At 58.3% G+C, this 26,747-nt stretch carries 23 protein-coding genes; 10 read left to right on the top strand and 13 right to left on the bottom strand.

The window, feature by feature from the left end; all coding sequences use genetic code 11:
* The first annotated feature begins 218 nt into the window (after window positions 1-218).
* Both BLT47_RS08180 and BLT47_RS08175 read left to right on the top strand, forming a co-directional pair.
* On the top strand, window positions 219-1,943 hold the full coding sequence (locus BLT47_RS08180; protein WP_083330177.1) for a zinc-dependent metalloprotease: 1,725 nt from the start codon (window positions 219-221) through the stop codon (window positions 1,941-1,943).
* A 279-nt stretch (window positions 1,944-2,222) separates the two neighbouring features.
* Window positions 2,223-3,500, top strand: a complete 1,278-nt coding sequence (locus BLT47_RS08175) for a hypothetical protein (RefSeq protein WP_074663657.1) — start codon at window positions 2,223-2,225, stop codon at window positions 3,498-3,500.
* 72 nt (window positions 3,501-3,572) lie between these two features.
* Here BLT47_RS08175 and BLT47_RS08170 read toward each other — a convergent pair whose 3' ends face one another.
* Window positions 3,573-5,570: an ATP-dependent DNA helicase UvrD2 gene (locus BLT47_RS08170; protein ID WP_074663653.1), complete on the bottom strand. Its 1,998-nt coding sequence runs from the start codon at window positions 5,568-5,570 to the stop codon at window positions 3,573-3,575.
* 268 nt (window positions 5,571-5,838) lie between these two features.
* Window positions 5,839-7,341 (bottom strand): uracil-xanthine permease family protein, encoded by a 1,503-nt coding sequence (locus BLT47_RS08165; protein ID WP_074663649.1) that lies wholly within the window; start codon window positions 7,339-7,341, stop codon window positions 5,839-5,841.
* A 200-nt stretch (window positions 7,342-7,541) separates the two neighbouring features.
* On the opposite strand from BLT47_RS08165, the gene BLT47_RS08160 reads away from it, so the two are divergent.
* Window positions 7,542-8,162 carry a LytR C-terminal domain-containing protein gene (locus tag BLT47_RS08160; RefSeq protein ID WP_074663645.1) on the top strand — a complete coding sequence of 207 codons (621 nt, stop codon included), beginning with the start codon at window positions 7,542-7,544 and terminating at the stop codon, window positions 8,160-8,162.
* A gap of 186 nt (window positions 8,163-8,348) precedes the next feature.
* Here the strand turns inward: BLT47_RS08160 and BLT47_RS08150 are convergent, their stop codons facing one another.
* The 4 genes from BLT47_RS08150 to cysS all read right to left on the bottom strand — a co-directional run bounded on the left by BLT47_RS08150 (window position 8,349) and on the right by cysS (window position 13,391).
* Window positions 8,349-9,086, bottom strand: coding sequence for an ASCH domain-containing protein (locus BLT47_RS08150; RefSeq protein WP_218122564.1), 738 nt, complete (start codon window positions 9,084-9,086; stop codon window positions 8,349-8,351).
* Window positions 9,087-9,099: 13 nt separating this feature from the next.
* On the bottom strand, window positions 9,100-10,650 hold the full coding sequence (locus BLT47_RS08145) for a hypothetical protein (protein ID WP_074663638.1): 1,551 nt from the start codon (window positions 10,648-10,650) through the stop codon (window positions 9,100-9,102).
* Between the two features lie 231 nt (window positions 10,651-10,881).
* Entirely contained in the window at window positions 10,882-11,880 is a 999-nt protein-coding gene (rlmB, locus tag BLT47_RS08140) for a 23S rRNA (guanosine(2251)-2'-O)-methyltransferase RlmB (protein WP_049619658.1), read from the bottom strand.
* 83 nt (window positions 11,881-11,963) lie between these two features.
* Window positions 11,964-13,391, bottom strand: coding sequence for a cysteine--tRNA ligase (cysS, locus tag BLT47_RS08135; protein ID WP_065414612.1), 1,428 nt, complete (start codon window positions 13,389-13,391; stop codon window positions 11,964-11,966).
* A 124-nt stretch (window positions 13,392-13,515) separates the two neighbouring features.
* Here cysS and BLT47_RS08130 point away from each other — a divergent pair, with 124 nt between their 5' ends.
* On the top strand, window positions 13,516-14,868 hold the full coding sequence (locus tag BLT47_RS08130) for an MFS transporter (RefSeq protein WP_065414613.1): 1,353 nt from the start codon (window positions 13,516-13,518) through the stop codon (window positions 14,866-14,868).
* A 99-nt stretch (window positions 14,869-14,967) separates the two neighbouring features.
* Here BLT47_RS08130 and BLT47_RS08125 read toward each other — a convergent pair whose 3' ends face one another.
* The 3 genes from BLT47_RS08125 to BLT47_RS08115 all read right to left on the bottom strand — a co-directional run bounded on the left by BLT47_RS08125 (window position 14,968) and on the right by BLT47_RS08115 (window position 18,098).
* Window positions 14,968-15,519 carry a CarD family transcriptional regulator gene (locus tag BLT47_RS08125; protein ID WP_049619661.1) on the bottom strand — a complete coding sequence of 184 codons (552 nt, stop codon included), beginning with the start codon at window positions 15,517-15,519 and terminating at the stop codon, window positions 14,968-14,970.
* 346 nt (window positions 15,520-15,865) lie between these two features.
* Window positions 15,866-16,558, bottom strand: a complete 693-nt coding sequence (locus tag BLT47_RS08120) for a response regulator transcription factor (protein WP_049619663.1) — start codon at window positions 16,556-16,558, stop codon at window positions 15,866-15,868.
* 70 nt (window positions 16,559-16,628) lie between these two features.
* A complete protein-coding gene (locus BLT47_RS08115; RefSeq protein ID WP_083330175.1) occupies window positions 16,629-18,098 on the bottom strand; it encodes a sensor histidine kinase in 1,470 nt (489 codons plus the stop codon).
* A gap of 185 nt (window positions 18,099-18,283) precedes the next feature.
* Between BLT47_RS08115 and phoU the strand changes: the two genes are divergently transcribed.
* Window positions 18,284-18,967 (top strand): phosphate signaling complex protein PhoU, encoded by a 684-nt coding sequence (gene phoU, locus BLT47_RS08110; protein WP_049619664.1) that lies wholly within the window; start codon window positions 18,284-18,286, stop codon window positions 18,965-18,967.
* A gap of 268 nt (window positions 18,968-19,235) precedes the next feature.
* Here the strand turns inward: phoU and BLT47_RS08105 are convergent, their stop codons facing one another.
* The 4 genes from BLT47_RS08105 to BLT47_RS08095 all read right to left on the bottom strand — a co-directional run bounded on the left by BLT47_RS08105 (window position 19,236) and on the right by BLT47_RS08095 (window position 21,197).
* Window positions 19,236-19,973, bottom strand: a complete 738-nt coding sequence (locus BLT47_RS08105) for a phosphoglyceromutase (protein ID WP_074663634.1) — start codon at window positions 19,971-19,973, stop codon at window positions 19,236-19,238.
* 123 nt (window positions 19,974-20,096) lie between these two features.
* Window positions 20,097-20,258 carry a hypothetical protein gene (locus BLT47_RS09370; protein WP_156181431.1) on the bottom strand — a complete coding sequence of 54 codons (162 nt, stop codon included), beginning with the start codon at window positions 20,256-20,258 and terminating at the stop codon, window positions 20,097-20,099.
* Window positions 20,259-20,478: 220 nt separating this feature from the next.
* Window positions 20,479-20,832, bottom strand: coding sequence for a hypothetical protein (locus tag BLT47_RS08100; RefSeq protein WP_049619666.1), 354 nt, complete (start codon window positions 20,830-20,832; stop codon window positions 20,479-20,481).
* A 170-nt stretch (window positions 20,833-21,002) separates the two neighbouring features.
* Complete coding sequence (locus tag BLT47_RS08095; RefSeq protein ID WP_049619667.1) at window positions 21,003-21,197, bottom strand: hypothetical protein; 195 nt, start codon at window positions 21,195-21,197, stop codon at window positions 21,003-21,005.
* A gap of 440 nt (window positions 21,198-21,637) precedes the next feature.
* Here BLT47_RS08095 and BLT47_RS08090 point away from each other — a divergent pair, with 440 nt between their 5' ends.
* The 5 genes from BLT47_RS08090 to BLT47_RS08070 are packed head-to-tail and all read left to right on the top strand — an operon-like array spanning window position 21,638 to window position 26,256.
* On the top strand, window positions 21,638-22,828 hold the full coding sequence (locus BLT47_RS08090; RefSeq protein ID WP_083330174.1) for a FecCD family ABC transporter permease: 1,191 nt from the start codon (window positions 21,638-21,640) through the stop codon (window positions 22,826-22,828).
* On the top strand, window positions 22,821-23,585 hold the full coding sequence (locus tag BLT47_RS08085) for an ABC transporter ATP-binding protein (protein ID WP_074663629.1): 765 nt from the start codon (window positions 22,821-22,823) through the stop codon (window positions 23,583-23,585). Before BLT47_RS08090 ends, BLT47_RS08085 begins: the two co-directional genes overlap by 8 nt.
* A 28-nt stretch (window positions 23,586-23,613) precedes the next feature.
* Complete coding sequence (locus BLT47_RS08080; protein WP_074663625.1) at window positions 23,614-24,786, top strand: ABC transporter substrate-binding protein; 1,173 nt, start codon at window positions 23,614-23,616, stop codon at window positions 24,784-24,786.
* 55 nt (window positions 24,787-24,841) lie between these two features.
* Window positions 24,842-25,501: a hypothetical protein gene (locus tag BLT47_RS08075; protein WP_083330172.1), complete on the top strand. Its 660-nt coding sequence runs from the start codon at window positions 24,842-24,844 to the stop codon at window positions 25,499-25,501.
* Window positions 25,501-26,256, top strand: a complete 756-nt coding sequence (locus BLT47_RS08070) for a hypothetical protein (protein ID WP_049619671.1) — start codon at window positions 25,501-25,503, stop codon at window positions 26,254-26,256. The genes BLT47_RS08075 and BLT47_RS08070 overlap by 1 nt, the downstream gene beginning before the upstream one ends.
* Window positions 26,257-26,747: the final 491 nt, after the last annotated feature.

Raw genomic sequence — 26,747 nt, 5'->3', positions numbered from 1 at the left:
ACGTGCGAAACACGCCCCCGCAAACGGGCACGCCCGGAACGAACGCGCGGGTACCGTCCCCGCACGGAATAGCTACCCGCGGATTATCCACCCGCGAGCTGCCCGCGGACCACCCGTGAGGGAATAAACCGCGGCCCGGCGGCGTTGCGTGAAGCTGAAATTGCTCGCTTTGGCCACGCAATCTGGAATAGTGTGAACCGAGCGATGAAGGAGGAGCAATGGCCGACGCCAACCCGAATGACGAATTCGAGAAGATGTTGCGAGCGGTTTTAGGAGACGAAGCCGCCGAGCAGATTCTGGATTCTATGCGCAATAATCCGGGCGGTATGCCCGGCGGCGGTGCTGCTATGCCCGATCCGCAAAGTTTCCAGATCGTGACGAACCAAATCCGTTCGATGCTGGGCAGTGCTGGGGATGGCCCGGTGAACTGGCATGTGGGTGAACAAGTGGCGCGGCAAACTGTGATCCACAATGGTTCTTCCACGCCTTCTGCTTTGCAAGGGGAAAGTGCACGATCCGCATTGGATACGGCTTCGCTGTGGCTAGACCCGGTGATCGAGATCGGCCCGGTTTCCGGCCCGGCCCAAGTGTGGAGCCGCCTTGACTTCGTGGCCCACTGCCTACCTACCTTTAAGAAACTCACCGAACCGGTAGGGGAAAATATTGCGCGCGCTTTCCGCGAAGTAATGGCCGAACAGTTGGAGCACGCCCCCGAAGAAATGCGCGCCATAATCGAATCCATGTTGGGCGGCCAAGAAACTGGCAGCATGACGGACCAGATTGTTTCTTCCATCCTGGGCGTGCAATACGGTGGCGGTTTGGCACAGTTGGCCGAAATTTCCTTTGGTACTACCGACGCCGGCCTCCCGCTAGTCGAGGGCGAGACTTGTGCTTTGGTACCGGAAAATATTGAGGCCTTCGGGGAGGGGCTCGATATTGAGGCTTCCGAACTGGAGCTGTATATCGCGGTGCGAGAGACCGCGGCGGCCCGGCTCTTCTCCCGCGTCCCGTGGTTGCGTACCCGCATTTTGGATAATGTGGCCGCTTTTGCTTCCGAAATTTCTATTGATACGCAAGCGATCGAAAACAGCGTGCGGGAAATGGATTTGGATCCGCAACACATGATGGAAGGCCAAGTGCCCGAAATCGATCTCACAGACGTGTTTGCTTTCGAACTGAACCCGGAACAGGAAGCTTCGCTAGCCAGCCTGGAACACTTGATTTCTTTGGTGGTGGGCTGGATTGCGGCGGTAACTGCCGACGCCGTAGCTGCCCACTTGCCTTCCGCCCGCAAACTCACCGAAATTTTCGTGCGCCGGGACGCTACCGAAGCGCCTTTCAACCAGGCTTTCGGCCCGCTCGTAGGGTTTGAATTGGCGCCGCGCCGCGTGCGGGAAGCCACCGCTTTTTGGCGGCGTGCCAAAGCCGAACGGGATATTACCGGCCGTGATGCTCTGTGGAACCATCCGGATCTGCTGCCCACGCCCGAAGATTTGGACAACCCTGATGCTTTCTTTAGCGAAGAGACCGATTCTTCGCTCGAACAGGAACTCGATGCTTTCCTGGCTGAACTGTTGGAAGGCGCGGATAACGACGCCGCTCCCGGTAACGCGGATAGCACTTCCGGTTCCAACCCCGCAATTCCGCATGAGCCCAGCTGGGGCGAAACCGTGACCGGCGATGCCAATGCACGGGCCACCGCGGCCGGTGCCGGTACTGATGCCGGTGCCGGTGCCGATGCCGGTGCCGATGCCGGTGCCAATTCTGCCCCAGGGGAGGCGACCGGCTCCGCTGCAGATTCCGCGGAAGATTCCTCGGCAAGCTCCGCCGAAGATACCGCGGGAAGAAGCTCCGCGGAAGGCGCTGCGGGGAGCTCCGCCGAAGGTCCGGCTACAGATACGACCGCAGGTTCCGGCCCCGAAAATACACCGCCCGCTTCCTAAACGCGCGGCGACGTGGCACAGCTTTGCGCAGTTTAGCGGGGCTTGACACAGCGGGCTGCCGCTTGGCACAGCGGGCTGCCACTTGGCACAGCGTGGCGCGGCTTGGAAGCCTAGCCTGCGCTGAAATAACGAATTGGCGCGGTTGCGCCACTTACGCATGCGCCACTTACGCAGGATTGGCTGGATTGGCACCGCTGGCACACCTGCAGGCCTGCCCGTGGGTAGCTGACCTGTGGATTGGGAGTTGGCGGGTGTGGTCAAGCGGTCTAGTCTGCGCCCATGAAGATCAAATCTCGTTTGGGTGTTTATTGGCGCAACCGCGCGGCCTTGCAGATTGGCACTGATCCGCGCGCCGGAGTGGTGATCGCTGGCCTTTCGGCGCGCGAACAAGATTTCATTTCCGCGCTAACCGTCGATAGATCACTACCGGAAATAACTCGGCTCGCCCAACAACATGGCCTCAATACAGACCGCCTCTACGAATTATTAGAGCTACTGCACCGTGCCCGCGTAATTGACCACCCGCTCTCGCTTCCCGATACCAGCTCTAATTCGTCTCCCGGTACCGGCTCCAACTCGCTTCCCGATACCAGCTCCAGTCCCCGCCCCGGCACTGCCTCCACTTCTCTTCCTGGCACCGGCTCCAGCCGGCTCCCCGGAACCGCCCCTAATTCACTCCCTGGTACCGCCTCAAGCAGTGAAGCGCTGGCCGCGAGCGCGGCAGATAATCTGGAAACGGGCGGCGCCGAGAGCCAAGCTGAAACTGGTGATGCAGGTGGCATGCTGGCACCGGTTGTGGGAAGGCATATTTGCGTGCCGCGCTTAGATCCTTTGGGCGTAGAAATCGTGTTTGCCCTGGCGCTTGCCGGTGCGGCCAGTGTGGTTACTTTCGACGCCGCACCCACGGGTTTTGCGGACCATCCGGCGTTATTAAACGTGAGCCAGATAGGCACTGGTACGCGCGTGGAGGCGATGCGCGGAGCTTTGGGGATGCGCGATTTGCAACTGGAAATCACGGTGACTACCGATCCCCTAAACACGAAAACTGTTGCTACTACGCGGGGGCGGGCCACCGCAGCGGAGGTTGTGGTGGACGCGGCGGTGGTGACTGCGGCCGGGGCGATTAATCCCTTGGAATGCGATATTTTCTTCCAGGCGGGTATCCCGCATTTACTGGTGTGTTCGGAAGATGTGGACGTAACGGTCGGGCCGTATGTGGTGCCGGGCCAGAGTGCTTGTGCCCGGTGCGTGTATGAGCACCGAGTTGATGCGGATCCGGAGTGGGCTTATATTAGCCCGCAGCTTTTTACGCGGCCGCCCGGTTTTGCCCCACTTTTGGAACTGCAGCATGCCGCTTTGTTGGCCGCGCGAGCCCTATGCTGCCTAGAGCTGTGCGACCAGCAACTGCGAATTCCGCCCCCGCCGGGCATCCCGGGCCTGGCCGTGATCCGCCCTGGCGCTACCTGCGCCTGTACTGCCACAGATTTCCCTCCCCTGGACATTCCGCAACCTGCTCCACTGGTATCCGAATCACCCACCGTGATTTCGGACCGATAGTTCCATCGCCCCGGCGGGAATCCCGAGCTACCCGCGTTCAGAGCTACCCGCGTTCACGGCCACGCTCCGTGTTTAGGGCTGCCCGGTGCTGAGGACGCGGAGGAGTTCTTCTCCCCAGCGGGCGAGTTTGGCTGGCCCGATACCACGAATTTTCCCGAGTTCTTCCATGCTGGCCGGTTTGCTTATCGCGAGGGCGCGGAGCGTGGTGTCATGGAAAACCGTGTATGCGGGTTTATCGATTGCTTGGGCCATATCGGCACGCCACTGCACGAGGGCCTCAAACAGGGGTACGTCTGCGGCATAGTTTTCGCGGAACTCTTTATCTGCCGCGGCGCGCCGTTCCCGCCGGCCCCGCCGCCATTCCGTAGCCGGGCTTTCCGGTTTTGGCCACAGTTGGTCTAGGAAACGGGAAGCCTTCCGGCCGCGACTATTACGCCCTTTCGCATAGGAAACTTGCAAGAAATCCTTAGCCCGCGTAACCCCTACATAAAGAAGCCGGCGTTCTTCTGCCAAGGCGCGCGGAGTTTTTGCCAAGGAGATCGGCATGAGCCCTTCACTCATACCCGCCAGGTATACCCGTTCCCACTCCAAACCTTTCGCGGCGTGCAAAGAAGAAAGCGTGACCCCTTCTATTTCCGGCACGTTTTGCAACTGGGAGCGTTCTTCTAGGTCAGCCACAAATTCGCGTAAATCGGCCCCGCGTTTTTCTTCCATATCTTGCGCGAGCACCAGCAAGGCATGCAGTGCTTCCCAACGTTCCCGGGCCGAACCGCCACCTTCGGGAGCTTCATCCCGCCACCCCGTTTGCCGCAGCACGCTTCGCACATTTTCCGCCAGTTCCCCGGTTACGCCAGCCCGGGCGGCCGTCCGCAAAGCAACCATGGCTTCGCGTACTTCCCGCCGGGAAAAGAATTTCTCCGATCCTTTCACCTGGTAGGAAATTCCGGCCCGGCCCAGCGCGGTCTCAAACTCTGCCGACTGCGCATTGGTCCGATACAGGATCGCAATATCGGAAAGCAGCGTGCCATCTTGTTGGGCGCGCGCAATCTGTTCCGCAATTTCCGTGGCCTCAGCTTCTTCATCCTCATATTCGCGGTATTCCACCGGTTGCCCGGAAGCCACTTGGGAAACTAGATGTACTGCCCCTTCGCTTTCATCATCGGCAATGATCGTATTGGCCGCTTCCACGATTTGCGGCGTCGAACGATAATCACGCACCAACTCGATTTCTTTCGCTTCCGGGAACTCCTTCACGAAATTCGCTAAATACCAGCTCGAAGCACCCGTAAACGAATAAATCGTTTGGGAAACATCCCCCACCACGCAAATGTCTTTCCGCCCGCCTAACCAAAGTTGGAGCAGGCGATGTTGCAGGGGCGAAACGTCCTGATATTCATCCACCACGAAATAGCGGTATTGGGCGCGGATTTCCCGCGCAATATCCGCACGATCCAAGAGCACGCCAATGAGTAGGAGGATAACGTCTTCAAAATCGATTACGCCGCGTTCAGTTTTTACGTCTTCGTATTTATGGAGCAGCTGGGCGATCATTTCCGGAGTTTGCCCCGCAATATCGGTACGCCCGGCGGCGGTGGCCCGTTCCGCATACTTTTCAGGCGTCACCAAAGTAACCTTCGCCCACTCGATTTCGGCGCTCAAATCACGCACCGAAACCCGGTCTGTTGGCATCCCCAATTGTGCGGCTGCCTGGGAGACTAAGGGAGATTTCGATTCGCTGATTGGCGGGATTTTTCCACCCACGGCCGTTCCCCAAAAATAAGACAGCTGGCGCAAAGCTGCCGCGTGGAAAGTTTGTGCCGCTACACCACCAACTCCCAAGTCGCGCAGGCGGGAGCGCATCTCCCCCGCCGCACGCGAAGTGAAAGTTACCGCGAGCACATTATTCGGGTGGTACTCTCCCGTGGCGACGCCGTACGCGATCCGGTACGTGATCGCCCGCGTTTTTCCGGTGCCGGCACCTGCCCGCACCACTACCGGGCCCCGCAAAGTTGTGGCCACGCGCCGCTGTTCCGGATCCAAGAATTCGAGTAGTTCCTGGGGATTTTCCACCACTATTTCCTCCCTCGCTAGCCTTTCCTATTAGTACAGACTAGCTAGGACAACCGACTAACTAGCAAAACCGACTAACTAGCAAAACGGCGAGGGGCGCGGCCGGCGCCGCGCCCCTAGCCGGAATCATACGCACTGTTACCGAGATTGCCCTGCCAGGATTGCCCTGCCAGCTAATGTATTCGTCTTGCTGCTGTGCTCGGCTAGTTATTTACTAGCCGAATCTTCAGCCGCGCCAATTATTTTGCTTGCCGCTGTGCCTGGCACGCTACTTGCTAGCGAGAGCTTCGGCCGGGCCGGTTTCCGGTTCGTCCGTACTTGCTTCCGCATTCGCGGACTGGCCGCTACCTGCCGCGGTTTCCGGTTCGGCTTGGCGGCGGTGGCCGATACGCTTGGCCTTTTCGCCAGTTTGGTCTTCCTCCCAGGAACGTTGCAGTTCCTCGCCTTCCACTTCCGCGCCGGCCGGGGCCGAAGCTGGGGTGGCAGGTTCCAAGGAAGTGCCACGCCAACGGGAAATCCAACGCATGCAATGGTAAATAATGATCGCACCAAAAGAGCCGAGCGCAATCCCGGAGAAGGTCATATCCCCAATCACCCAGGTGTAATTAGCAATTGCCACGATCATGGAGATAGCCGCCGTGTTCAGGTTTACCGGGTCGGAGAAATCCACGCGGTTTTGCACCCAAATACGCACGCCCAACATGCCGATCATGCCGTACAGAATCGTGGCCGCACCGCCCAGCACACCCGCCGGAATGGTCGCAATAATGACGCCGAACTTCGGGAACATAGAAAGCGCGAGTGCCGTAACCGCCGCAACTACATAGGCCGCCGTCGAATAGACGCGCGTTGCGGCCATAACCCCAATATTCTCGGCGTACGTCGTCGTACCCGAACCACCGCCGGTACCGGCCAACATGGTAGAAAGACCATCGGCGAACAGGGCCCGGCCCGTCAAACCGTCAAGGTTGTGGCCAGTCATCGCGGAAACCGATTTTACGTGCCCCACGTTTTCCGCGATCAACACGAGCACCACCGGCACGAACAGGCCAGCCGTGCTGAAATCGAAAGCCGGGGCGTGGAAATGCGGCAAACCTACCCAGCCCGCATCCGCGATCGGGGAGAAATCCACTTCCCCGCGCACCACCGCGCACAAGTAACCAATAAGCACGCCGATAAGGATCGACAGCCGCCCAATCAGCCCCTTGAACAACACCGTGACCAACAAGATCGCCACAATCGTCACCACCGCTGTAACCGGCGCTTGCTTCACGTAGTTCCAGGCAGAAGGCGCCAGGTTGAAACCAATGAGCGCCACGATCGCGCCCGTCACGATCGGCGGCATGAGTTTATCGATCCAGCTCGAACCACAAACCATAACAATGGCCCCCACCAGGAGCAGGCAGGCGCCCGTGAGCACGATCCCGCCCTGCGCGAGAGCTTGCCCATGTGCGTCCATCGTCCCGCCCTGCACGTATCCCGTTACCGCGCTAATTGGCGCAATGAGGGCAAAAGAAGAGCCCAGGTAACTGGGCAATTTTCCGGCGGTAATGAGGATAAAAAGAAGGGTTCCAATCCCGGTGAAGAACAATGTCGTCGAAGGATTGAAACCCGTAAGCAATGGAACTAGGAACGTGGCCCCAAACATTGCAACCACGTGCTGTATTCCGATTCCTATCGTGGCCGGCCATGCTAGCCGTTCATTAGGCTGAACCACATCTCCCGGGGCAATATGTACGCCATCCCCGTGCAATTTCCAGATCTTTGCCACGCTTTACTCCTTGTTTGTGTGAGTGATTGGCCAAAGCGCCTCCGCGATATTACACCCGGCAGTTTTAGCGGCGAGCGAATGCGAGGTAATTCGCATTGTTCGCCAAGTGTCTTTCAGTGTTTTGCGGGGCGCGCGATGTGGTTTGCCCGCGGGCCGCGTCAATTCCCCATTCGCCGGCAAAATAAATTACCGTTGAGAGCGTGAGTCAGGGAATTGTAGAGGCGCGCCGCGCCTATCGGAAAAAGACGCAGCAGCGGCAAACCATCGTGTTTGGCACGCTCGGTGGGATCTTATTGGTGCTCCTCGCCTTTTCTCTGCTGATTTGGGTGGGAGTGTTACCTTCGCCGATCAACAAGCCGTTTTCGCGGCCCGCGGCCCCACCCCCACCGGTGGTTCCGTGCGCGCCGGCGGGAGCTACCGCCGTCGATCCGGCGACCATCAACCTGCTGGTCTACAACTCGACTAACCGGGGCGGCCTGGCCAGTAGCGCTGCGAAGTCCTTCACCGCCGAAGGCATGAACGTTTCTAATACCGGTAATTGGAACGACACGGTGGAAGGCACCGCGCAAATCATTTCCGGCCCGGAAGGTCTGCCTGGCGCTTACACGGTAGCGCGCTACATCCCCGATTCCACGATCGTTTTTTCGAACGATATGAGCGGAGAATCCCTTACCGTGGTGCTTGGCGATAACTACGACGGTATTCGCACCGCCGAGCAAGTGGCCCAGGAATACCCGGATCCCACCCTCACCTCGCTCCCGGAATGCATAGACACCGAAGCGGCCACCGCAGAAGCCCAGGAACGGATCCGCAATAAGTAGCATGCCCAGCCCCGCGGTTTTATCGGCCGCGCGGCTTTGCCGGCCGCGCGGTTTTACCGGCCGCGTGGCTTTGCCGGCCGCGCGGTTTTACCGGCCGCGTGGCTTTGCCGGGTTCGGGGGCTTTGCCGGCCGCGCGGTTTTACCGGCCGCGTGGCTTTGCCGGGTTCGGGGGCTTTGCCGCGTGCGCTAGTTTGCTGAGGTGAGTTTATCGGTGGCGTCCGTGTACAGCGTGGTGAAGTGTTCGACGACGACGTGGCACGTTTCCGGATCGAACTCAATACCAACTTCGGCGGCTTCGGCCGCGAAGAACTCGGCGTGCACGCGCTGCCAGTACTCCAAGCTCAGATCGCCTTCCCCTTCGCTGTGCGCGATTTCGGCGTCTACCTCGCGGAAAGGAATGACTTCCACTTTGGTGATGGCAATTAGTGCCCGCGGAACTCCCCGGCCATCGGTCACGATCGCAAGCTCTCCGGCCTGCGGTAACTCTTCTCCTTCGGCGGTATAGGTCTCCCGCAAGGAACTGGTGACCGTCTTTTTACCATCGACCACCAATTGGGCAAGCTCATCAGCCATTTCCTCAGTACCACCAAAAGCGAAGGCGGGCGGGCGCAAAGTGGTGAGATCTTCCGCCCCGGTAAGCACTTCCAAAGGATTGAGCTTGGCGCGCGTAATCGCCCGCGTCCAGAAAGCCTCAACATCGGCGTCCACCGGTTCTGGTACCCAGTTCGCATCAAATAACTGGCCGGCCCCAGCATCTACTCCCGCGCCGTCTTGCGCGCCATTACCTTGCGCGGCACTATTCTGCGCGCCGCTACCCTGCGCGCCAGCGTTTGTCTCCGCCGCGCCAGCGTTTGCCGCGCCTGCGTTTACCGCGCCAGCGTCTTTCCATGGTTCGGGGATACCGAAAATATTCCAGGCCATCATGCTTCTCCTTGCGTTATTCTGCTTCTGCTTCCCGGGCTTGGCGCAAACGTTCTTGTTCTTGCCGTAGTTTTTCTGCCAGTCCGGTGCTTTCCAAGGCATTGCGAATCCACTGGGCGGTTATCATGCGGAAACTCGTGCTGAGGATAATCCCGGTACCGGTTATGGCCATCACTTTGCCGCGCTTTTCTTCCCAGCGGCGCGCCCCTAGCGCGGTGAGTACCACCCCGGCGCCGACTTGCCCCAGCGCGGCCCCGATCATGAGCCGCGGGTGTTGCAAGTAGATCTTGCGGTAAAGTTTCCAGAACCCGGGCCGGCTGCCCTCCCCGGAAACCTCGTAGGCCATGCTCGCCTGGAAACGTTTCCCAAAACCTTCCGGTTGGAAAACAGTTGCTCCCGGCACTTCGCTCGGATCGAGTTCCCCGGCCAGGGCCTGCGTGATTTCTTCCGGCAACCCCAACGCGGCCACAAACTTTTCGACCCCTTCGCGGGCGGGCGCGTTTAGCGCATCGATCAGATCACCGGTGGCAACGCTCGGAAAATCACGCAAAATTCTTTGTACACGCGCCCCCGAACCCAGTTCTTGTCGCGAAAATTGTGACGCCACCGCGGAAGCTTCCGTGTGCCGCATATCGGAAAGAGTGTCGATCCACTTCCAGGAAGCAATCCCCGATTCTTGCCGAATCACTAGGACCGGGTTGCGCTGCCCGCTCGGATCCACAGACAAAATAAGCACAAAACCGGGCCGGCCCCCAATCCGGGCATCCCGCGAAATTGGCACATTGGCAATCATCGCATTCGCCCCATCGGCAGCCTTCAACACCGCGACCGGCTCGCCAATATTAGCGGCCACTCCCGGCACCCGCGCGAAAGACACATCCGAAAGTACCAGCATGGGGCCATAATTTAGCGTCGGGATTTTCCCTTCACCGGAAGCTAACAAAGCCTCACCCGGTTCCGAACCCGGCGCCGTATTTTCCAACGGTACCGGGGCCGACGCCGCCGCCGGTATCTTCGTTGCAGCAGGCGGGTTTCCCCCGGCGGGCGCACTGTCCCCCGCGAGCGCACTGTCCCCAGCGGGCACGCTATCCTCCGCGAGCGCGCTCTCCCTCGCGGTCACGTCTTCTGCGAGCATCCTTTCCGCGGGCGCACTTTCTCCCACAGCTATGCCCTCCGCTACTAAGGCAGTGGGATCGGCGTATTTGAGATCGTCTTCGGTGATTGGTACTTCGCCTAGGTCGATGGTGTCCCCATAGATTTCGGCGTCGGCCTCCACCCGGATTTTCCTAAGCTGGGCATAAGCTGCTTCCAGGAAATCCGTGAGATGTTGCCCCGGCACAATGGTCTCCGTGCCGTCCGCACCGGTTTCGATGGTGGCGATGCGTCGGCGCCGGCCGGTAACCGCGATCTCGAACCGGAATAGGGCACCTTCGTGCTCCCCGCGAGCTACTACACCTTGCTCAGCAAAGAAGTTTTCGATATCTGCCGGGCTCGTCAGCGATTGGTCATTACGCAGAATTTCTCCGCGAACCGGCCGCCAAGGATAACGCTTCTCCGCATTTTCCATGCCTTACCGCCTCTCCAATGTTAAGGGCTTGCGAGGTAATGCCGGCGGTACGCGCCAAGCGCGGCCACCGCATCTGCATACACGTAATAGCGTAGCCGTTCAGCGGCCAAAACCCACCCAGCCTAGCCAACTGTTTTGCGAGCTCCGCCCAGCTAAAACTCAGGCTATGCCTTTTTGCGAACTCCGCCCAGCAAGACTCAAGCTAAGTCTCAAACTCGGCCAGGGCTCAGACTAAGCCTCTGCACGGCGGGCCCGCCGCACGCGTTCCACTTCGAACAGGGCAATCCCAGTAGCTACCGAAGCGTTGAGGGATTCCATGCGTTCCGAGATCGGAATGGACGCGATTTGATCGCAGGTATCGCGCGTTAGCCGGGCCAGGCCACGGCCTTCCGAACCGGTGACCAAAACCAGCGGAGCATCCGCCAAATGCAAGTTTTCAATGGAGACTTCGCCCCCGCCGTCGAGCCCCACCACGAAATAGCCGCGCGACTTCAACGTGGTAAGTGCCTGCACCAAGTTGGTGACCCGCGCTACCGGCATGAAAGCAGCCGCACCGGCACTCACCTTCCACACGGTGGCGGTAACGCCGGCCGCGCGCCGCTCCGGAATGATTACCCCATCCGCTCCGAAAGCCGCCGCGCTGCGCATTATCGCGCCCAGATTGTGCGGGTCCGTAATCGAATCGAGGGCGATGAACAATGGTGCTTCATCCCGGGCCGAAGCGCGGTCATCCGCCTTATCCGCAAGATCTTCCAGATTCGCATAGGCATATGGTGGCACCTCGATGGCCACCCCTTGGTGGTTTTCGTTGCCCGCCATGCGGTCGAGTTCGGTGCGCGAAACCTCGATGAGGGGCGCGCCGAAAGCCGTTGCTTTTTGTGCTACTTCCGTGAGCCGCTTATCGCCCGTCATGGAAGCGGCGAGGAAAACTCGCGCTAAGGGTATACCGGCCCGCACTGCTTCGAGTACAGAATTGCGGCCACAAATTAGTTCGTGGTCTTCCTGTAAGTGCAGGATGCTACGCAATTTCGGTACCCGCGCGGCCTTTCGCGCCGCTTCCCGCTGGGCCCGTTCTTCTGCTTCCCGCTTGGCCTTATAAGCCTTGTGGTAAACGCGGTCCTCCGCCTTCGGGGTGGGGCCGCGTCCCTGTAACCTACGCTTACCTTTACCGCCGCTACCCTTCGTGGGGCCTTTCTTGCCCCGCGGGCGCCGCGTACGTCCGTCCGCCATACGTCCTCACTTCACTGCTTTTACGTGTTTTACGTGGATTGGTTCTGTTTCCGGTGCCGGAGTTGTGCTCGCGCCTGCTAACCCTAGGCTGTTTCCAGATGCCAGCGCGCCCCATCCGGAGAGTCTTCCACAATAACACCCGCTGCCGTCAAAGTATCGCGCAGTGAATCGGCTCGCGCCCAATCCTTTTCTGCCCGGGCTTCGGCCCGCTGGGCAAGCAGACTTTCCACGATCTTGCTCAGTGCCTCCCCGGAAGCGTTGGTACCTGCCCGATCGCGCCACGGCGCGGCCAAAGGATCCAGGCCGAGCACATCCAACATGGCCCGCACCTTGGTTTGGGTTTGCCGTATTACCGGGTCATCGCGTTCCGCGAGCGCATTATTTCCGTGCCGCACTTCCTCATGGATAGCCGCGAGCGCGCCACTCACATTGAGATCATCGTTCATGGAATCCACGAAAGCTGCCGGTAGTTCAGAAAGCGGGAGGGTAGCTACGGCGTCGGCATCTACTTCGCCCACCGCATCCACGGAACGTTCCACAAAACCGGCCAGCCGCTCCCACACGGCCGCCGCTTCCGCCAAAGTTTCCGGAGAATATTCGACGGTGGAACGGTAATGCACGGTACCCAGGGCGAAGCGAAGTACCACTGCCGGTACCTCCCGCAAAATATTTTTCACTTCGAGGGCGTTCCCTAAGGACTTGCCCATCTTTTCGCCCTTCACGGTAACCCACGCATTATGCATCCACAGGCGGGCGAAGGGCCGGCCGGCTGCGTGGGCCTGGGCCTGTTCGTTTTCGTGGTGCGGGAAACGCAGGTCGATCCCGCCGGCGTGAATATCGAATTCGTTACCCAAATAGTGGGTGGCCATCGCGCTGCACTCTAAGTGCCAACCGGGCCGGCCGCGCCCCCACGGCGCATCCCAGGAAGCGGTTTCCGGCTCGCCCGGTTTGCTCCCCTTCCACAGCGCGAAATCGTGCGGATTGCGCTTATCGGGTTCCGCTTCACCTTCGTCTGCCACCATGTGGGAAAGCTTTTGCCGGGTTAGCGAACCGTAATCAGGCAAGGATTTTACGTCAAAATAGACGTTCCCGTTTTCACCCAGGTAGGCATGCCCGTTATCGAGAATGTCTTGCACTAGCTGCAGCATCTGCGGAATGTGGCCGGTAGCGCGCGGTTCATATGTAGGTGGCAATACTCCGAGCGCTTCATAGGCCTGCGTAAATTCGCGTTCGTAGTGGTAGCCCCAAGCCCACCAGGGTTCGCCATGCGCGGCAGACTTCGCCAAAATTTTATCGTCAATATCCGTGACATTACGGACCAGCGTTACCTTATAGCCGAGGCGGCGCAACCAGCGCACCAGCACGTCGAAAGCTACGGAGGCACGCATGTGCCCAATATGTGGGGAGCCTTGTACCGTGGCCCCACACAGATAGATTCCAACCTGCCCCGCGTGGAGCGGCTCGAACTTCCGGTTGGTCCTGTACAACGAGTCGTATATCTCTAAGCTCACCTCTTCAGCTTAGTCGTATTCGGCGCCCGGCACCTAAACCGCTCAGATATCGTGTTGCGTGCGATATTGTCCCGTTTACTGTTTGGCAACCCGAAATCCATGCCGAACGTTTATTCTGGTGCGTATGGCCGAAGAACTTGAAGCTACCGGAACTGCGCCCCGCAAGCGCCGCGGCGGCTTTATTACACGCAAAGTTATGGCATGGTCGCTCTGGGATTGGGGATCTGCCGCTTTTAACTCGGTAGTGACTACTTTTGTTTTCACCCCGTATCTCACCACTGCCAGGCTTTTCGGGGAAGACGCTAATACGCACGTAGCCTGGGGGCTTTCTGCCGCCGGCGTGATTGTGGCTTTACTGGCTCCGGCTATTGGGCAGTGGGCAGACCGTACGGGCAAGAAGAACACGCTTTTGACGATTACCACTTTGGCCACGGTGGTCTGCATGATCGGCATGTTTTGGGTAAAACCGGGCCCTTCCCTAGTGTGGCTAGGCGTATTGCTCCTAGCCATCGGCAATATTGTGTTCGAAATCGGTTCGGTGGTGTATAACGCCATGGTTACCGACATTTCGGAGCCGGGGAACGTGGGGAGAGTTTCCGGTTTCGGTTGGGGTATGGGTTATGTGGGCGGCATCGTATTGCTGTTGCTTTTGTACGTGGGTTTCATTGGCCCGGATGTGGGTTGGTTTGGCGTTACTTCCCACGAAAGTCTCGATATTCGCGTGTGCATGTTGGCTTGTGCGGTGTGGACGCTGGTATTTTCGGCGCCTTTGATGCTCACTTCTGCCGATACGGAACCGCAAGACGTTGCCCGGCTGGGAATTATTGGTGCCTACCGCCAAATTGTGCGGCAAATTATTACCTTGTGGCGCACGAACCGTTCTGTAGTGTGGTTCCTTATTTCTTCCGCGGTGTACCGGGATGGTTTGGCTGGCGTTTTTAGTTTCGGTGGGACTTTAGCGGCCGCTGCTTACGGTTTTTCTGCCGGGGAGGTGATGGTTTTCGGGATCGCCGCGAACTTGGTGGCCGGGGTGGCTACGATTATTTTTGGGCGGCTCGACGACCGTATCGGTTCGCGCCGGCTGATTATTGCTTCGCTTTCGCTCATGTTGGTGGCTGGTTTAGGCGTGTTCTTATTGCGCGGTGCCGGTAAACCCGCTTTCTGGGTATGTGGGTTGCTGCTCTGTATTTTCGTGGGCCCGGTACAAAGTTCCTCGCGTACCTATCTGGCGCGGATTACTCCTCCGGAACTGAGCGGGGAAATGTTTGGCTTGTATGCCACTACCGGGCGGGCGATCTCTTTCCTTTCCCCGCTGTTGTACGGGGTTTCTATCGCTGCCGGTGCTGCCCTCACCGGGGTTTCCCGGGCCGACGCCGCACACTTCGGCGTGCTTGGCATCGCGATCGTATTATTTGCCGGGCTTTTGCTCTTCTTGCGCGTGGATCGCGAGGAAACTCCGGCGCTGGGCCGGGCATAATCGAGCTGCGGCAGGGCATAATCGAGCTGCGGCCGAGCATAATTTTGGCCGGCCCGGGTAACAGCACAAAAGTTACCGGGGCCGGCCAAACCAAAGTAGTTACTTCTTGGCGGTCTTCGACTTCTTCTTAGCTTTCTTTTCCGCCGCGGCTTTGGCGGCGGCCTGGGCACCTTCTTCTAAGATTTCGTCTAGTAAGGCGTCCGTATCTTCTTCGGAAAGTTCCCGGGCCAAAGCTACTTCCGAACCGAGAATTCCGCGAGCTTGTTGCAACATGCGCTTTTCTCCGGCAGAAAGATGCCGATCGCGATCGCGGCGCGTCAAATCACGCACTACCTCCGCCACCTTCATTACGTCACCGGAAGAAAGCTTCTCCGAGTTCGCCTTGTAACGCCTGCTCCAATTAGAAGGTTCCTCAATATCGACGGCGCGAAGCACATCGAAAACCTTCTGCAACTGTTCTTCATTGGAAACATCGCGCACCCCGACCTCTTCCAGGGAGGCTTCGGGAACCTGAATAACCATGTCGCTCTGGGTCACATTCAAGGTGAGGTAGCGCCGCTTCTCACCCCTAATCACCTTGTCCGAAATATCAATAATTTCGGCGGCTCCATGATGAGGATAAATAACGGTTTCGCCAACCTTAAACGGCATCGAGCAACTACCCTTCCAAGCTTGCCCACCGCGACTAAACTCGCGCTATACAAGGTGCCATTCTACCATCTGGGCTATATTACGCGCGAGTCCTTCTTTTCCACTCTCCGCGATTATCTGCCGCGGTTATGGCTCGCACTCACCTACCGCGGTTAGAGTACCCCGCGCGCACCTACCGCGCCAACGGCAGCACTTCTCCCCCGCGCTCACCGCTGTGGTTAGCGCACCCTGCGCCAACTGCTGCGATTAGCGCGCCCCACGCGTACCCCAAGCGGTTCCCGGGCCAACCTGGCCAACCGGGCTAACCTGGCTAACCGGGCTAACCGGGCTAACCGGGCTAACCGGGCTAATCCGTAGACACCAGCTTGTAGCCCAGACCGCGCACGGTCACCAACATTTTCGGGTTCCGCGGCTCTTCTTCGATCTTGGAACGAATACGCTTCACGTGTACGTCCAGGGTCTTTGAATCCCCCATGTAGTCCACGCCCCAAATCCGGTCCAAAATCTGCGACCGCGTGAGCACTCGGTCCGGGTTGCGAATAAACAGCTCCAGTAATTCGAATTCGCGCAGGGGCATCTGAATTTCTTCGCCCGCCACCCGCACTTCATGCTTTTCGGTGTCCATTTCTACCCGGCCCACCCGCAGTACTTCTTCCTCTTCTTCCAGCGGCCCGCCACCTTCCACGCGGCGCAATACCGCCCGCACGCGGGCCAGGAGTTCCCGATACGAATAGGGCTTAGTCACGTAATCATCGGCGCCGACTTCCAGACCCACCACTTTATCGATCTCCGAATCCTTGGCGGTGAGCATTATGATCGGCACATTAGATTCTTGGCGCACTCGGCGGGCAATCTCTTCCCCGGAAAGGCCGGGCAGCATGAGGTCCAAAAGAATCAGATCCGGGGTGCGGGCCCGCACGCTCTCCATCGCCGCATTACCATTCGACGCCGTCTCCACCTCGTAGCCTTCACGTTCCAAATTGAACGCCAACGTATCGCGGTACGCAGGTTCGTCGTCAACCACGAGAATCCGTGTCATCTAGTATCTATCCCTTCGTTTTCTCTACTCGCTAGCGCGGGTAGTGCGGCGCTTTTTCGCCGCCGGTCTATTACTTGTTGCTGATACGGGAAGTTTCCTTCGCCTCAGTGGCGCCAGTTTTAGTGGTACTGCCCGCCAGCGGCGCGATTTTATTTGCGGTTTTATCTCTGCTTCCCGCGGGAAGTTGCGCGGCACGCTCCGGAGCTCCCGCGCGACTTTGCGGAAGTTGCGCGGGAGCCGGGCCAGCCGTAGCTGTGACTGAGGCAGGGGCCGCAGCGTTCGGACCAGGCCCGGTAGCGGCGGCCGTGCTCGGAGCTGCGGCAACCGCCGTAGCAGGGGCCGTAGCTGGGCCGGTCGAATCCGGAATATACGGCTCGGGTAGCACGATCGTGAAAGTAGATCCTTGCCCCTTTTTGCTCCACAACCGGATATGGCCACCGTGGTCTTGCACCACGTGTTTGACGATGGCCAAGCCGATCCCGGACCCGCCGGAGTTCCGGTCCCGCGCGTGATCCCCACGGTAGAAGCGTTCAAAGATACGTTCATGCAGTTCTGGCGGGATACCTTCCCCTTGGTCGATCACCGCTATTCGCACTTGGTTTTCCTCCAGGCTGGTAGCCACGGAAACCCGGCCGTGCGGGCGGGTGTAACGCACCGCGTTATCCAAAAGGTTACGAATCGCGGTGGCCAACATTTTTCGGTCCCCATACACTCGCAACCCCGGCGTTCCTCCCGTGACTATTTTCACGTCACGTTCAGCGGCTTCCACTTTCATGCGGGCCACAGACTCCGCTATTACCGCATCCACTTCCACGAGTTCGGGTACCGAAAGCGCGTCTTTATCCTGTACCCGCGAAAGCTCAATCATGTCCATAACCAGCCCGCGCAGCCGCTCCACCTCTAGGTTCAGCTGGCCCGCAAAATGGCGTACCGCTACGGCGTCGTCTGCCGCACTCGCGATCGTTTCCGCAAGCAAGGAAATAGCACCCACGGGAGTTTTTAGTTCGTGGGAAACATTCGCCACAAAATCGCGCCGGGTTTCTTCCACTCGGATTTTCTTCGTATTGTCTTCAAACAGAATGAGCACCCGCCCATTAGAAAGCGGCGCGCCGTACAAGGCGAGGCGAATATCGCTTTGGTCTTTGAGCACGGAACGGCGGATACGCAAGCTTTTCCGCACTATCTCCCCGGTGCTCCGAATCTCCGCGGCCAGCTGTTTGAATTCCGGGCGGTCCAGGGCCCCGTTCTTTACGATCCCGAAACTGTACGCCTGCGTAGAGGCACGTTCGACGACGTCTGCCGGGCCCACGAGAATATGAAACTCGGGAATCGTATCGAGGATTCTGCTCGCATTGAGCTCGGATTCGGCTTGCACGGAACGGGCACTAGCGCCGTCTTTGAACGTGCGTTGAGAATGCATGTAGGCAAGCGAGGCCGTAACTCCCACGGCCAGTCCGAGCAAAGCCGCGATAAGTAAAAGCATCATCATCTGCGGCGGCACTCCAAGGTCGAGATTCGCCGCGGGAAGCATTCCGTGCATATCCTCAGAGTAGCGAGGATTTTGGATTGCGGGAAATGCGTGAGGCAGCGCGAGCCGCGATTTACCGCGCGTTTACCCGCCCGTATTTTCCAGTTCATCATAAGCTGGTGTTATAGACGCCGAGTGCGCCTCCCGGCGCCTTATGCCGTGCCTGCATTTGCATTCAGGAAAATAAAGGAGCATGTATGCGCGAAGAATTTCGCAATGAAATGAGGGTGCTTGAAGAAACTCTCACCTTAATGGCCCGTAGCGCCTCGAAAGCCATGGATCAGGCAGCACAATCGCTCCGCGATGCCAATTTGGGCCTGGCTGAAAGCGTGATTGATGCGGATTCGCATATCGATCATTTGGAGCGGCAAATCGAAGAAATGGCGATTTCCTTGCTGGCGCGGCAGGCGCCCGTTGCCTCCGATTTGCGTACGGTGGTTACCGCCTTGCGGATCGCTACCATTTTGGAACGCATGGGTGATTTGGCACGCCACGTGGCCTATATCGCCCGCGGTCGCTTCCCGCAGACTGCCGTTGATGGCGATGCCTACGATCTGATCGTGAAAATGGGTGAAGCCGCCGCGAAGCAAGGCCAGCGAGTGGCCAAGATGATCGAAACCCAAGATATCGAGTTGGCGAAGCAGCTTGAGGCCGACGACGACAAGCTCGACGAACTGCACCGCCAGACTTTCGATTTGGTTCTGGATGAGAGTAACGATCTGTCCCGGCAAACCGTGGTGGACGTGATCCTTCTGGGTCGTTTCCTGGAACGCTACGGCGATCAGGGCGTGAATGCGGCCCGGAATATGCGGTTCTTGATTACTGGCCTGCATGTTGATGTGGAACCGCGCCCGAGCACTGAAGAAGAAATGCTCGGCTAGGCCGCGCGAAAGCTGGGCCTAGGCAAAACTAGGCCTTGGCGAAGCGAGCCCGCGCGAAAGCTAGCCGGCCCGAAAGCTCGGCCGCGCGAAAGCTAGCCGGCCCGAAAGCTCGGCCGCGCGGAAGATCGCTACATAATAATTGCCCCGGGGTAAGCCGCTTGTGTGTTGCGGCTACTCCGGGGCTTTTTAGCAAGAACTAATTTGTTTTGCCTTGGTTGGCAACCCTACTTGCCTTGGTTGGCAACCCTACTTGCCTTGGTTGGCAACCCTACTTGCCTTGGTTGGCAACTTCGTCGATCTTCTTTTGTGCTTCTGGATCGAGGTACGTGCCGCCCTTCTTGACGGGCTTGAGCGTTTCCTCATCCAATTCGTAAACCAGCGGAATCCCGGTAGGAATATTCAGACCGGAGATCGCTTCATCCGAAATTTCATCAAGGTGCTTGACGATGCCCCGCAGGGAATTACCGTGCGCGGCGATGAGAACCGTCTGGCCAGTCTTGATGGTGGGCACAATTTCCGATTCCCAGTAGGGAAGCATGCGCTCAATAACGTCCTTCAAGCATTCGGCCCGCGGTACCGGTTGGCCGGCATAGCGCGGATCCTCATCTTGAGACCAAGTAGAGCCGAGTTCAATGTTGGGCGGCGGAACATCGTAGGAACGGCGCCAGGCCATGAACTGGTCCTCGCCGTATTCATCACGAATTTCCTTCTTGTTCAAGCCCTGCAAAGCACCGTAGTGGCGTTCATTGAGCCGCCAATCGCGGTGTACCGGGATCCAATGCCGATCTGCGGCATCCAGCGCGATATTCGCCGTCGTAATCGCGCGACGCAGAAGCGAGGTGAACACAACGTCCGGCAAAATGTTATTTTCCTTGAGCAGTTCGCCGCCGTGCTTCGCTTCCGCCCGTCCCTTTTCAGACAGGGGAACATCAACCCAACCCGTAAACAGATTCTTCGAGTTCCATTCGCTCTCGCCGTGGCGGAGCAGTACGAGGGTGTACGTCATGCCTACATTCTTTCACGTGAACGCTCTTGCTTCCAGGACGTTGGGCAACAGGACGTTGGGTAACTAGCGGCCTGGCCCGGTTTGCCTGGCCCGGTTTGCCTGGCCCGGGTAAGTTGCGCGAGCTTAGCAACCCGGAACGGTATCGCTGGCGTCACTACCGGGCGCGCACTCATCCTGGACAGCCGTGGGGCTCGGAGTGGCCGGGGATTCCTGCGGAGTACCAGAACATCCCGTCATGAAAATCGCCGCGCAAGTGAGGGCGGCTGCTGCTAATAATTTCTTCACGAGTCCAGCCTACCGCCTTGCACAGAAATGGTTTTGTGGGGCGCTATAGCCAGCGCCGCTACCGCCGCGTGCGGCTCGGCATGAATTTTGGTGGCTGGCCGCGAGAACCTTCTGCGCGTGCCCGCTACAGGAGCAAACTGCCGGCACCAACTACGATTGCTAGCTACGCGCGAGAGCGGAACGGATGGGTTGTGAGCCGGCGTCGGCCGCCCAGCTTGAACTAACTGCGTGCGAGCGCGGAATAGAAACTGGTGTAGACCACTGCCATAACGATTACCACCAGGCGCATGGTTTCCGTATTGGCCAACCAGAGCAGGACAAATGTGAGCAAGGCGAAAATGGCGAGCACCACAACTTCCCGCACGTCGTATTCACTCAAATAGAGGGCGATGCCACCGCCCAATAGCGCCAGCCCCATGCCCGCCACGAGTAACCAGAAAATCAGCGGCGAAGTGCTGGCGTATTCCGGGTTTTCGCGAAACTGCTTGGCCAGGATAATGAGACATAAAGCCCAAATCACGCCGGGCAATGAGCGCACAGCGTCCTCTCGCGATCCGCGGCGATTACCCTCCATGCCTCTCCTTTCTTTTCCTTTCCCTACTTCCCCTACTTCGTTAGCAAACCGCGCGGGTGGGGCGGCCACATTGCCGCCCCACCCGCGCCGGCGTCGCCATAAATTACGGGAGTGATTCCGCGCCGGCCCACACCACGCCAGAGCTTAGGACCGAAGTCCCGAATCTATGTTCAGTCTTTCGCCATCTGATAAATCACGTGCCAGCCCTCTCCCGGCTCAATCTTTGCGACTTCCGGGAGCGCTTTTTCAATGTTTTGCCGTACCTCGGTGAGAGTAGAACCCTGTGCTTGTAGTTCGGGCAGGTGATAGCCCTGGGCCGTCCAAGCTCCATCCTCGTTACGTAGATTTACCTGAAAATTCCGCATTTTCGTTGCTCTTCCTTCCTGAGCATTCGTGTCTTGTGAAGGTCGGCCGCCCGCCCCTTCACGCCTCTTCGCCTTCCATTGTAGGCCTCGCCACGCGCGCGCAAGAAGCACCCACACGTCCCCTTTCCCGGTGATTTCTTAGATTGCATTTTGGATTTTGCGCTACGGAACCCAGCCCCGCCGTTGAGTTTTCAACATTCCACCTCTGTCTAGATAGCGACACACTATTGCTCCTGGGACTTTCGGGCTATACGGTTAGGGATGCCTTACCACTTTGGGGGTAAGGGTCACCTAACCGTGACCCGGCCAATTTGCGAACGTTTTACCTCCAAGTGAAAGGCCGTACCTGTGGCCGGCGAATCCAGTTTGGAAGCACGGTCACTCCGTTGCCCAGATAGCACACCTGCGGCGCGGAGCACAAAACCTTGGGAAGGATTTATGTGAATAAACGGCACGTCCGGCGCAAATCCGGCACCAGCCTCGCCGCCGGCACCAGCCTCGCCGCCGGCACCAGCCTCGCTGCCGACGCCCGGCGCAAACCCGGCAAACCCGTCCGCAAACCGCGCCGCGCCGCAGATCAAGTACTGGCTGGTTTTCAGCGCCGGCACCGGATAACGATCGCCGCCACCGCGCTACTCTTGCTTGGCGCCGCAATCGTGGCTATTGGGATGGGCCAGCTGGCGATTTCTCCCGCGGAAGTAGTACGGATTTTGTGGAAATCCGCGGCGCCGCTAGTGGGAATCAATACCGACCACATATCTGTAAGCCCGGCCCATCTCACCGCGGTGTTACAGATTCGCCTGCCACGCGTCATTTTGACGATGCTGATCGGCGGGGCGCTAGCAATTTCCGGTGCGGTGCTGCAGAGTTTGTTCCGCAACCCTTTGGTTTCCCCGGACATTGTGGGAGTTTCCTCGGCTTCTGCCTTTGGTGGGGTGCTCGCGATTTTGCTTGGCACTTCCAGCCTGCTCTTGATGGGGAGCTCTTTCCTTTTCGGCTTGCTAGCGGTGTGCATTGTGCTTTCCATTGGCAAAATCCGCACCAGTTCGCCCACTTTGACGATCGTGCTGGCCGGCATCGTGGTTTCCGCGTTCTTTAACGCCATGGTTTCCCTCATGACTTACGTGGCTGATCCGTACGAAAAACTACCCTCGATCAATTTCTGGCTCATGGGTTCTTTTGCTGCCGCAACCTGGCAGAAAGTGACGGTGGTCTTGCTGCCCGTCTTGGCGGGTTGCCTCGTAGTTTTCGCGTTGCGTTGGCGCATAAACATTTTGAGTTTGGGGGATGAAGAAGCGCGTGCTTTGGGCCTCAACCCGGGCCTGTTGCGGTGGACGTTAATCTTCGCGGTGTCTTTGCTAACCGCCGCCGCAGTTTCGGTTTCCGGGGTGATCGGCTGGGTAGGTCTGGTAATTCCGCATTTGGTGCGTTTACTTGTGGGCCACGATAACCGAGTGGTGCTCCCCGAATCTTTCCTAGCGGGCAGCTTCTACCTGTTGGTGATCGATACGATCGCGCGCTGCGTTACCACCGTAGAAATTCCGATCGGCATTCTCACTGCCACTATTGGGGCACCAGTTTTCATCGGCCTGCTGGTGCAAAGAGCACGGAAGGGACAGTCCATTGCTTAAAGCTACAGATCTGGGGCACGCCTACCAGGGTGATGATTTCCTTTTCCGCGAGGTTTCTTTTTCCGTGGAAAACGGTGATTGTTTGGCTATTTTAGGGCCGAATGCGCGGGGGAAAACCACGCTGCTTTCCTGCCTTTCGGGTATTCGCGTACCGCGGGAAGGGCATGTTCAAACAGACGGGCCGGTGGGTTTCGTACCGCAATCGCAAGCGGCCTCGCACCATTTTTCGGTGCGTGACATGGTGCTTATGGGGCGCGCGCGGAACCTGCGCCCGTGGTCCACTCCCCAGGAAGAAGATATCGAGGCTGCTTGGGCCGCCCTGGAAAGAGTGGGGATGGCCGAACTTGGGGCCCGCGATTATTCCTATCTTTCTGGCGGGCAGCGCCAGTTGGTGCTCATTGCCAGAGCTTTAGTAGCAGAGCCGACGACGTTGCTCTTGGATGAACCTACTTCCGCCCTCGATCTGCGCAATCAGCGCCGAGTGTTGGAAATTATTCAAAGCCTGCGTGATGACGGCATTGCTTGCCTTTTCACCACTCATGATCCCTCCCATGCCTTCCTTATTGCGGGCCGGACCATGGTGATGGATGCCGAGATTCTGATCGGAAAGACGGAAGAAGTGCTCGATAATGCCCGGCTATCTACCCTGTATCGCACCCCGGTACAGGTTTCGACCGTGCAGTTCGCGCAGGGCACGCAGCGCGTGGTCCTTCCGGACTACACCGCGCCCGAATCCCAAATTTCCACAAACAAGTAATTCACAACCAACCGAAAGGACAATACATATGCAAAGCACCCGCACAAAAACCCGCACTCGCACAAAAATAGCGGCCGGGGTGGCCGCACTCGCCCTCTTCCTTACGGGATGTGGAGGATCGCAGCCAGCGGCGGATAGTTCTAGCGCGGCGGCTGATTCCACCGCAACTGCCACTGCTCCGAACGGAAAAACCACGGTAACGGTTACCGATCAGCGCGGTGAGCAGATTACGGTTGAGGCGCCCGTGGATAAAATTGCTTCCGCGGTTATTCCGGCACCGACCATTATCGCCGCCGTCGATGGTTCTTGGGACAAGATCGTGGGAATCAATGACTCCCTCCTCAAGGCTAATAAAGAAGGAATTATCTCCAAGATTTTCCCCGCTTCCGTTGAGACCCCGGTGGTTTCTGACCGTCAGTTCACTCCCAATATGGAAACCATTTTGAGTTTGGAGCCGGATGTATTTATTCAGTGGGGTGATCGCTCAGCTGACATTATTGAGCCACTTGATAAGGCCGGCCTGCCAGTTATTGGCCTGGAATACGGCACCCAGGAAGACCTGGAAACCTGGATCAAGATTTTCGGGCAAATCCTGGCCAAGGAAGACCGGGCCAACAAGTTGATCTCCTACATGCACGATTCGCAAAAGGAAGTTTCGGAAAAGGTGGCGGCCCTGGGTAAGCCTCGCGTCCGCGGCCTGCAGATGAGCTATAGCGCGGAAAAGATTTCCGTAAGCACGGAAACAAATTATGCGGAACATGTATTCAACCTGGCCGGAGTGGAAAACATGGCCCGTTCATCGTTGACGGAAGACGGCGTCGTCTCCCCTGAACAGGTACTTGCTTGGGATCCGGAGATTATTTTCCTTTCGGCATTTGACGCTGCCACCCCGGAAGATCTGTATAAGGATCCGCGGCTGGCCGCAGTTTCGGCGGTGAAGAATAAGCGCGTCTACCGGGCTCCGCTCGGGGTTTACCGGTGGCAAGTGCCGTGCGCGGAATCTCCGCTGTACTGGAATTGGGTGGCCGCTTTGGCCTACCCGGGTGAATACCAGGTGGATTTGCCGCAGCTAATGCGGGAGAACACTTCGTGGATTTACAACTACGAACTTACCGACGCGGATATCGCCCAGGTTCTCCGGGTCGATATTAATGGCGAGAGTGCGAATTACGACGCCGTTGCCAAGGGCGCGCAATCATAAGGGCTCGCACTGCACTACAAAACCAATAAAAAAAGGGGTGATACTTGTGGCTACAATGCTCAAGGTTCTACCGGGTAAGCCAACCACGCTCGGCGCGCCACAGGCGCAAACACAAACACAAGGCCCAGCGCGGGAAACCGAAACTGCGGTTAAGTACATCGATATTTACGAACTAGCAAATACCGATCTTTCACAGGTTTCGGGGATCAGCATTAGCGGGGCCTGCGATCAAATTGAATTGACCAAGCAACGGCAACTGCTCAGCGCGTGGGTGCGCGGGGGCGGCCGGTTGCTACTAAATGGACATCCGCGGCGGGTCTACGTGGATGAGTTGCCGCAGATTCGGAAACTTGATTTTCATGGGGCTGCCGATGTGTGGCTCAGCGAGGTAGAAGCGCATCCGATTTGGGAAGGCGTGCGCCGGCAGGAATTACTTTATCGTACCGGAGTGCCCGGCAAACATTCTTTTGCGGAATTGGAAAAAATCGGCGTCGCTGGTTTTTATGGGCATGCTTATCTGGGCGACCTTCCCGAGCAGGCAGTGATAATTACGGGAATCGGGCCTTACCGCCTGCCTGTGGATATTGCTTACCGGCTCGGGGCCGGCGAGGTAGTGGTCCACGCGGGTAATGATTTGGATTCTTTCACCGAGATGGGGCCCTCGACCTATAAATTGCGTACGAATATCGAAAACTATCTGCTGGGGAGGAACTAATGAAGAAGATTGCGTACGTTCATACAGGTTCTTTCTTCCACCTTGCCACGGTGGCAGACCCAGCAGTGCGGGCCCGCAATGTGGAAGCAGTTTACTGGCCGGAGTATGCGGGCGATTTTACCGAGTTTGATTCAGTGTTCCTCGCCGCGCGGTGCCACCGCGCAGTTATTTCCCGTAATGCCGCAAAGCTGGTGCGTTTCCTGGACGGTGCTGGCCGCAAGCTTTATGTGGATGGCTCTTCCCAGGTTGGTGAGTGGTTGCCGGGAACTAATGAAGTGATGCGGGGTACGAACTTTTGGGCCTGGCGCACCGGGGAAAACCTCGGCCGGATTTCCGTCAATAAAGACCATCCGCTCTGGCAGTATTTGAGCGAAGAATCCGTGCACTGGCACTACCACGCCGTTTTGGATCCCCCGGCTACCGCTACTCCCCTGGTAATCCTCGAACCGGTCCCGGCCGCGGAGTCTGCTGCGGGTGCGCAACCTGACGCCCTCGCGGCAGGAGCCACCGCGCCACTAACTGCCACGGAACCAGGTGCCGCGCAACCGGCTGCCACGCCGCCGGGCATTGACCCGTGGGGGCATGATTACCGCGCAATTCCGGGCCACGCGAATGCGCTGCTCTACTACGACGCCGGTACTTTCCCGGCGGAGATAGTTGTTTCCACGATGGATGCCAGTTATCACCACGGCTCGGGCTTTATGCCCGGTGCCACCCAGTTGCTTTACCGCATGCTTGACTGGTTGCGAGATTAAAGCGGCAGCTTCGGCGCACATAATGCCGAATTTTATGCGTACTTTCTTCCGCGTAAGTTGCGTACGTCTACGACGCCGATGCGGGCCGAGGCAAAACACCTCGGCCCGCATTTCTCCGCTCGGATATGAGTGCAACCAGGCCCGGCCTCTGCGCCTGGCCAAGTTCTACCAGCACCGCCTTACCAGGGGATTCTTTGGAATCTACCGATTTTCTGCGGCTGCTGGGCCAAGTAGTATGCCGGAGGTGCGATTGGTGAGGGGACGCGTTTGAAGAATTCCTTGCGCAACTGCAGGTTAAGTCCCGGTGTATTCAAAAATGCCTCGCCGAGTGTCACCGGATTGCGCCGGCGCAAACCCACCATACGCGGAGCAACCAAAGCCGGATAACACTGGCACTGGCCTGGGCTGGATTAAATAGACCATGCGATTTGAGCGTGTCTTCCGTGACAGCCCCTGTTGGGCAGGAAGACTGGTAATCATGAAGAAATTCT

Source organism: Actinobaculum suis, from assembly GCF_900102025.1.
Classification (GTDB): Bacteria; Actinomycetota; Actinomycetes; order Actinomycetales; family Actinomycetaceae; genus Actinobaculum; species Actinobaculum suis.
This window is presented reverse-complemented; position numbering and strand designations above follow the sequence as displayed.

What these genes read in the sequence shown, in the direction of transcription:
- BLT47_RS08095 (WP_049619667.1), bottom strand. Translation starts at nt 21,197, where the DNA reads ATGCGGAATTTTCAGGTAAATCTACGTAACGAGGATGGAGCTTGGACG.
- BLT47_RS08130 (WP_065414613.1), top strand. Translation starts at nt 13,516, where the DNA reads ATGGCCGAAGAACTTGAAGCTACCGGAACTGCGCCCCGCAAGCGCCGC.
- BLT47_RS08180 (WP_083330177.1), top strand. Translation starts at nt 219, where the DNA reads ATGGCCGACGCCAACCCGAATGACGAATTCGAGAAGATGTTGCGAGCG.
- BLT47_RS08120 (WP_049619663.1), bottom strand. Translation starts at nt 16,558, where the DNA reads ATGACACGGATTCTCGTGGTTGACGACGAACCTGCGTACCGCGATACG.
- BLT47_RS08075 (WP_083330172.1), top strand. Translation starts at nt 24,842, where the DNA reads ATGCTCAAGGTTCTACCGGGTAAGCCAACCACGCTCGGCGCGCCACAG.
- BLT47_RS08150 (WP_218122564.1), bottom strand. Translation starts at nt 9,086, where the DNA reads ATGATGGCCTGGAATATTTTCGGTATCCCCGAACCATGGAAAGACGCT.
- BLT47_RS08105 (WP_074663634.1), bottom strand. Translation starts at nt 19,973, where the DNA reads ATGACGTACACCCTCGTACTGCTCCGCCACGGCGAGAGCGAATGGAAC.
- BLT47_RS08100 (WP_049619666.1), bottom strand. Translation starts at nt 20,832, where the DNA reads ATGGAGGGTAATCGCCGCGGATCGCGAGAGGACGCTGTGCGCTCATTG.
- phoU (WP_049619664.1), top strand. Translation starts at nt 18,284, where the DNA reads ATGCGCGAAGAATTTCGCAATGAAATGAGGGTGCTTGAAGAAACTCTC.
- BLT47_RS08145 (WP_074663638.1), bottom strand. Translation starts at nt 10,650, where the DNA reads ATGGAAAATGCGGAGAAGCGTTATCCTTGGCGGCCGGTTCGCGGAGAA.
- rlmB (WP_049619658.1), bottom strand. Translation starts at nt 11,880, where the DNA reads ATGGCGGACGGACGTACGCGGCGCCCGCGGGGCAAGAAAGGCCCCACG.
- BLT47_RS08080 (WP_074663625.1), top strand. Translation starts at nt 23,614, where the DNA reads ATGCAAAGCACCCGCACAAAAACCCGCACTCGCACAAAAATAGCGGCC.
- BLT47_RS08070 (WP_049619671.1), top strand. Translation starts at nt 25,501, where the DNA reads ATGAAGAAGATTGCGTACGTTCATACAGGTTCTTTCTTCCACCTTGCC.
- BLT47_RS08115 (WP_083330175.1), bottom strand. Translation starts at nt 18,098, where the DNA reads ATGCACGGAATGCTTCCCGCGGCGAATCTCGACCTTGGAGTGCCGCCG.
- BLT47_RS08125 (WP_049619661.1), bottom strand. Translation starts at nt 15,519, where the DNA reads ATGCCGTTTAAGGTTGGCGAAACCGTTATTTATCCTCATCATGGAGCC.
- BLT47_RS08175 (WP_074663657.1), top strand. Translation starts at nt 2,223, where the DNA reads ATGAAGATCAAATCTCGTTTGGGTGTTTATTGGCGCAACCGCGCGGCC.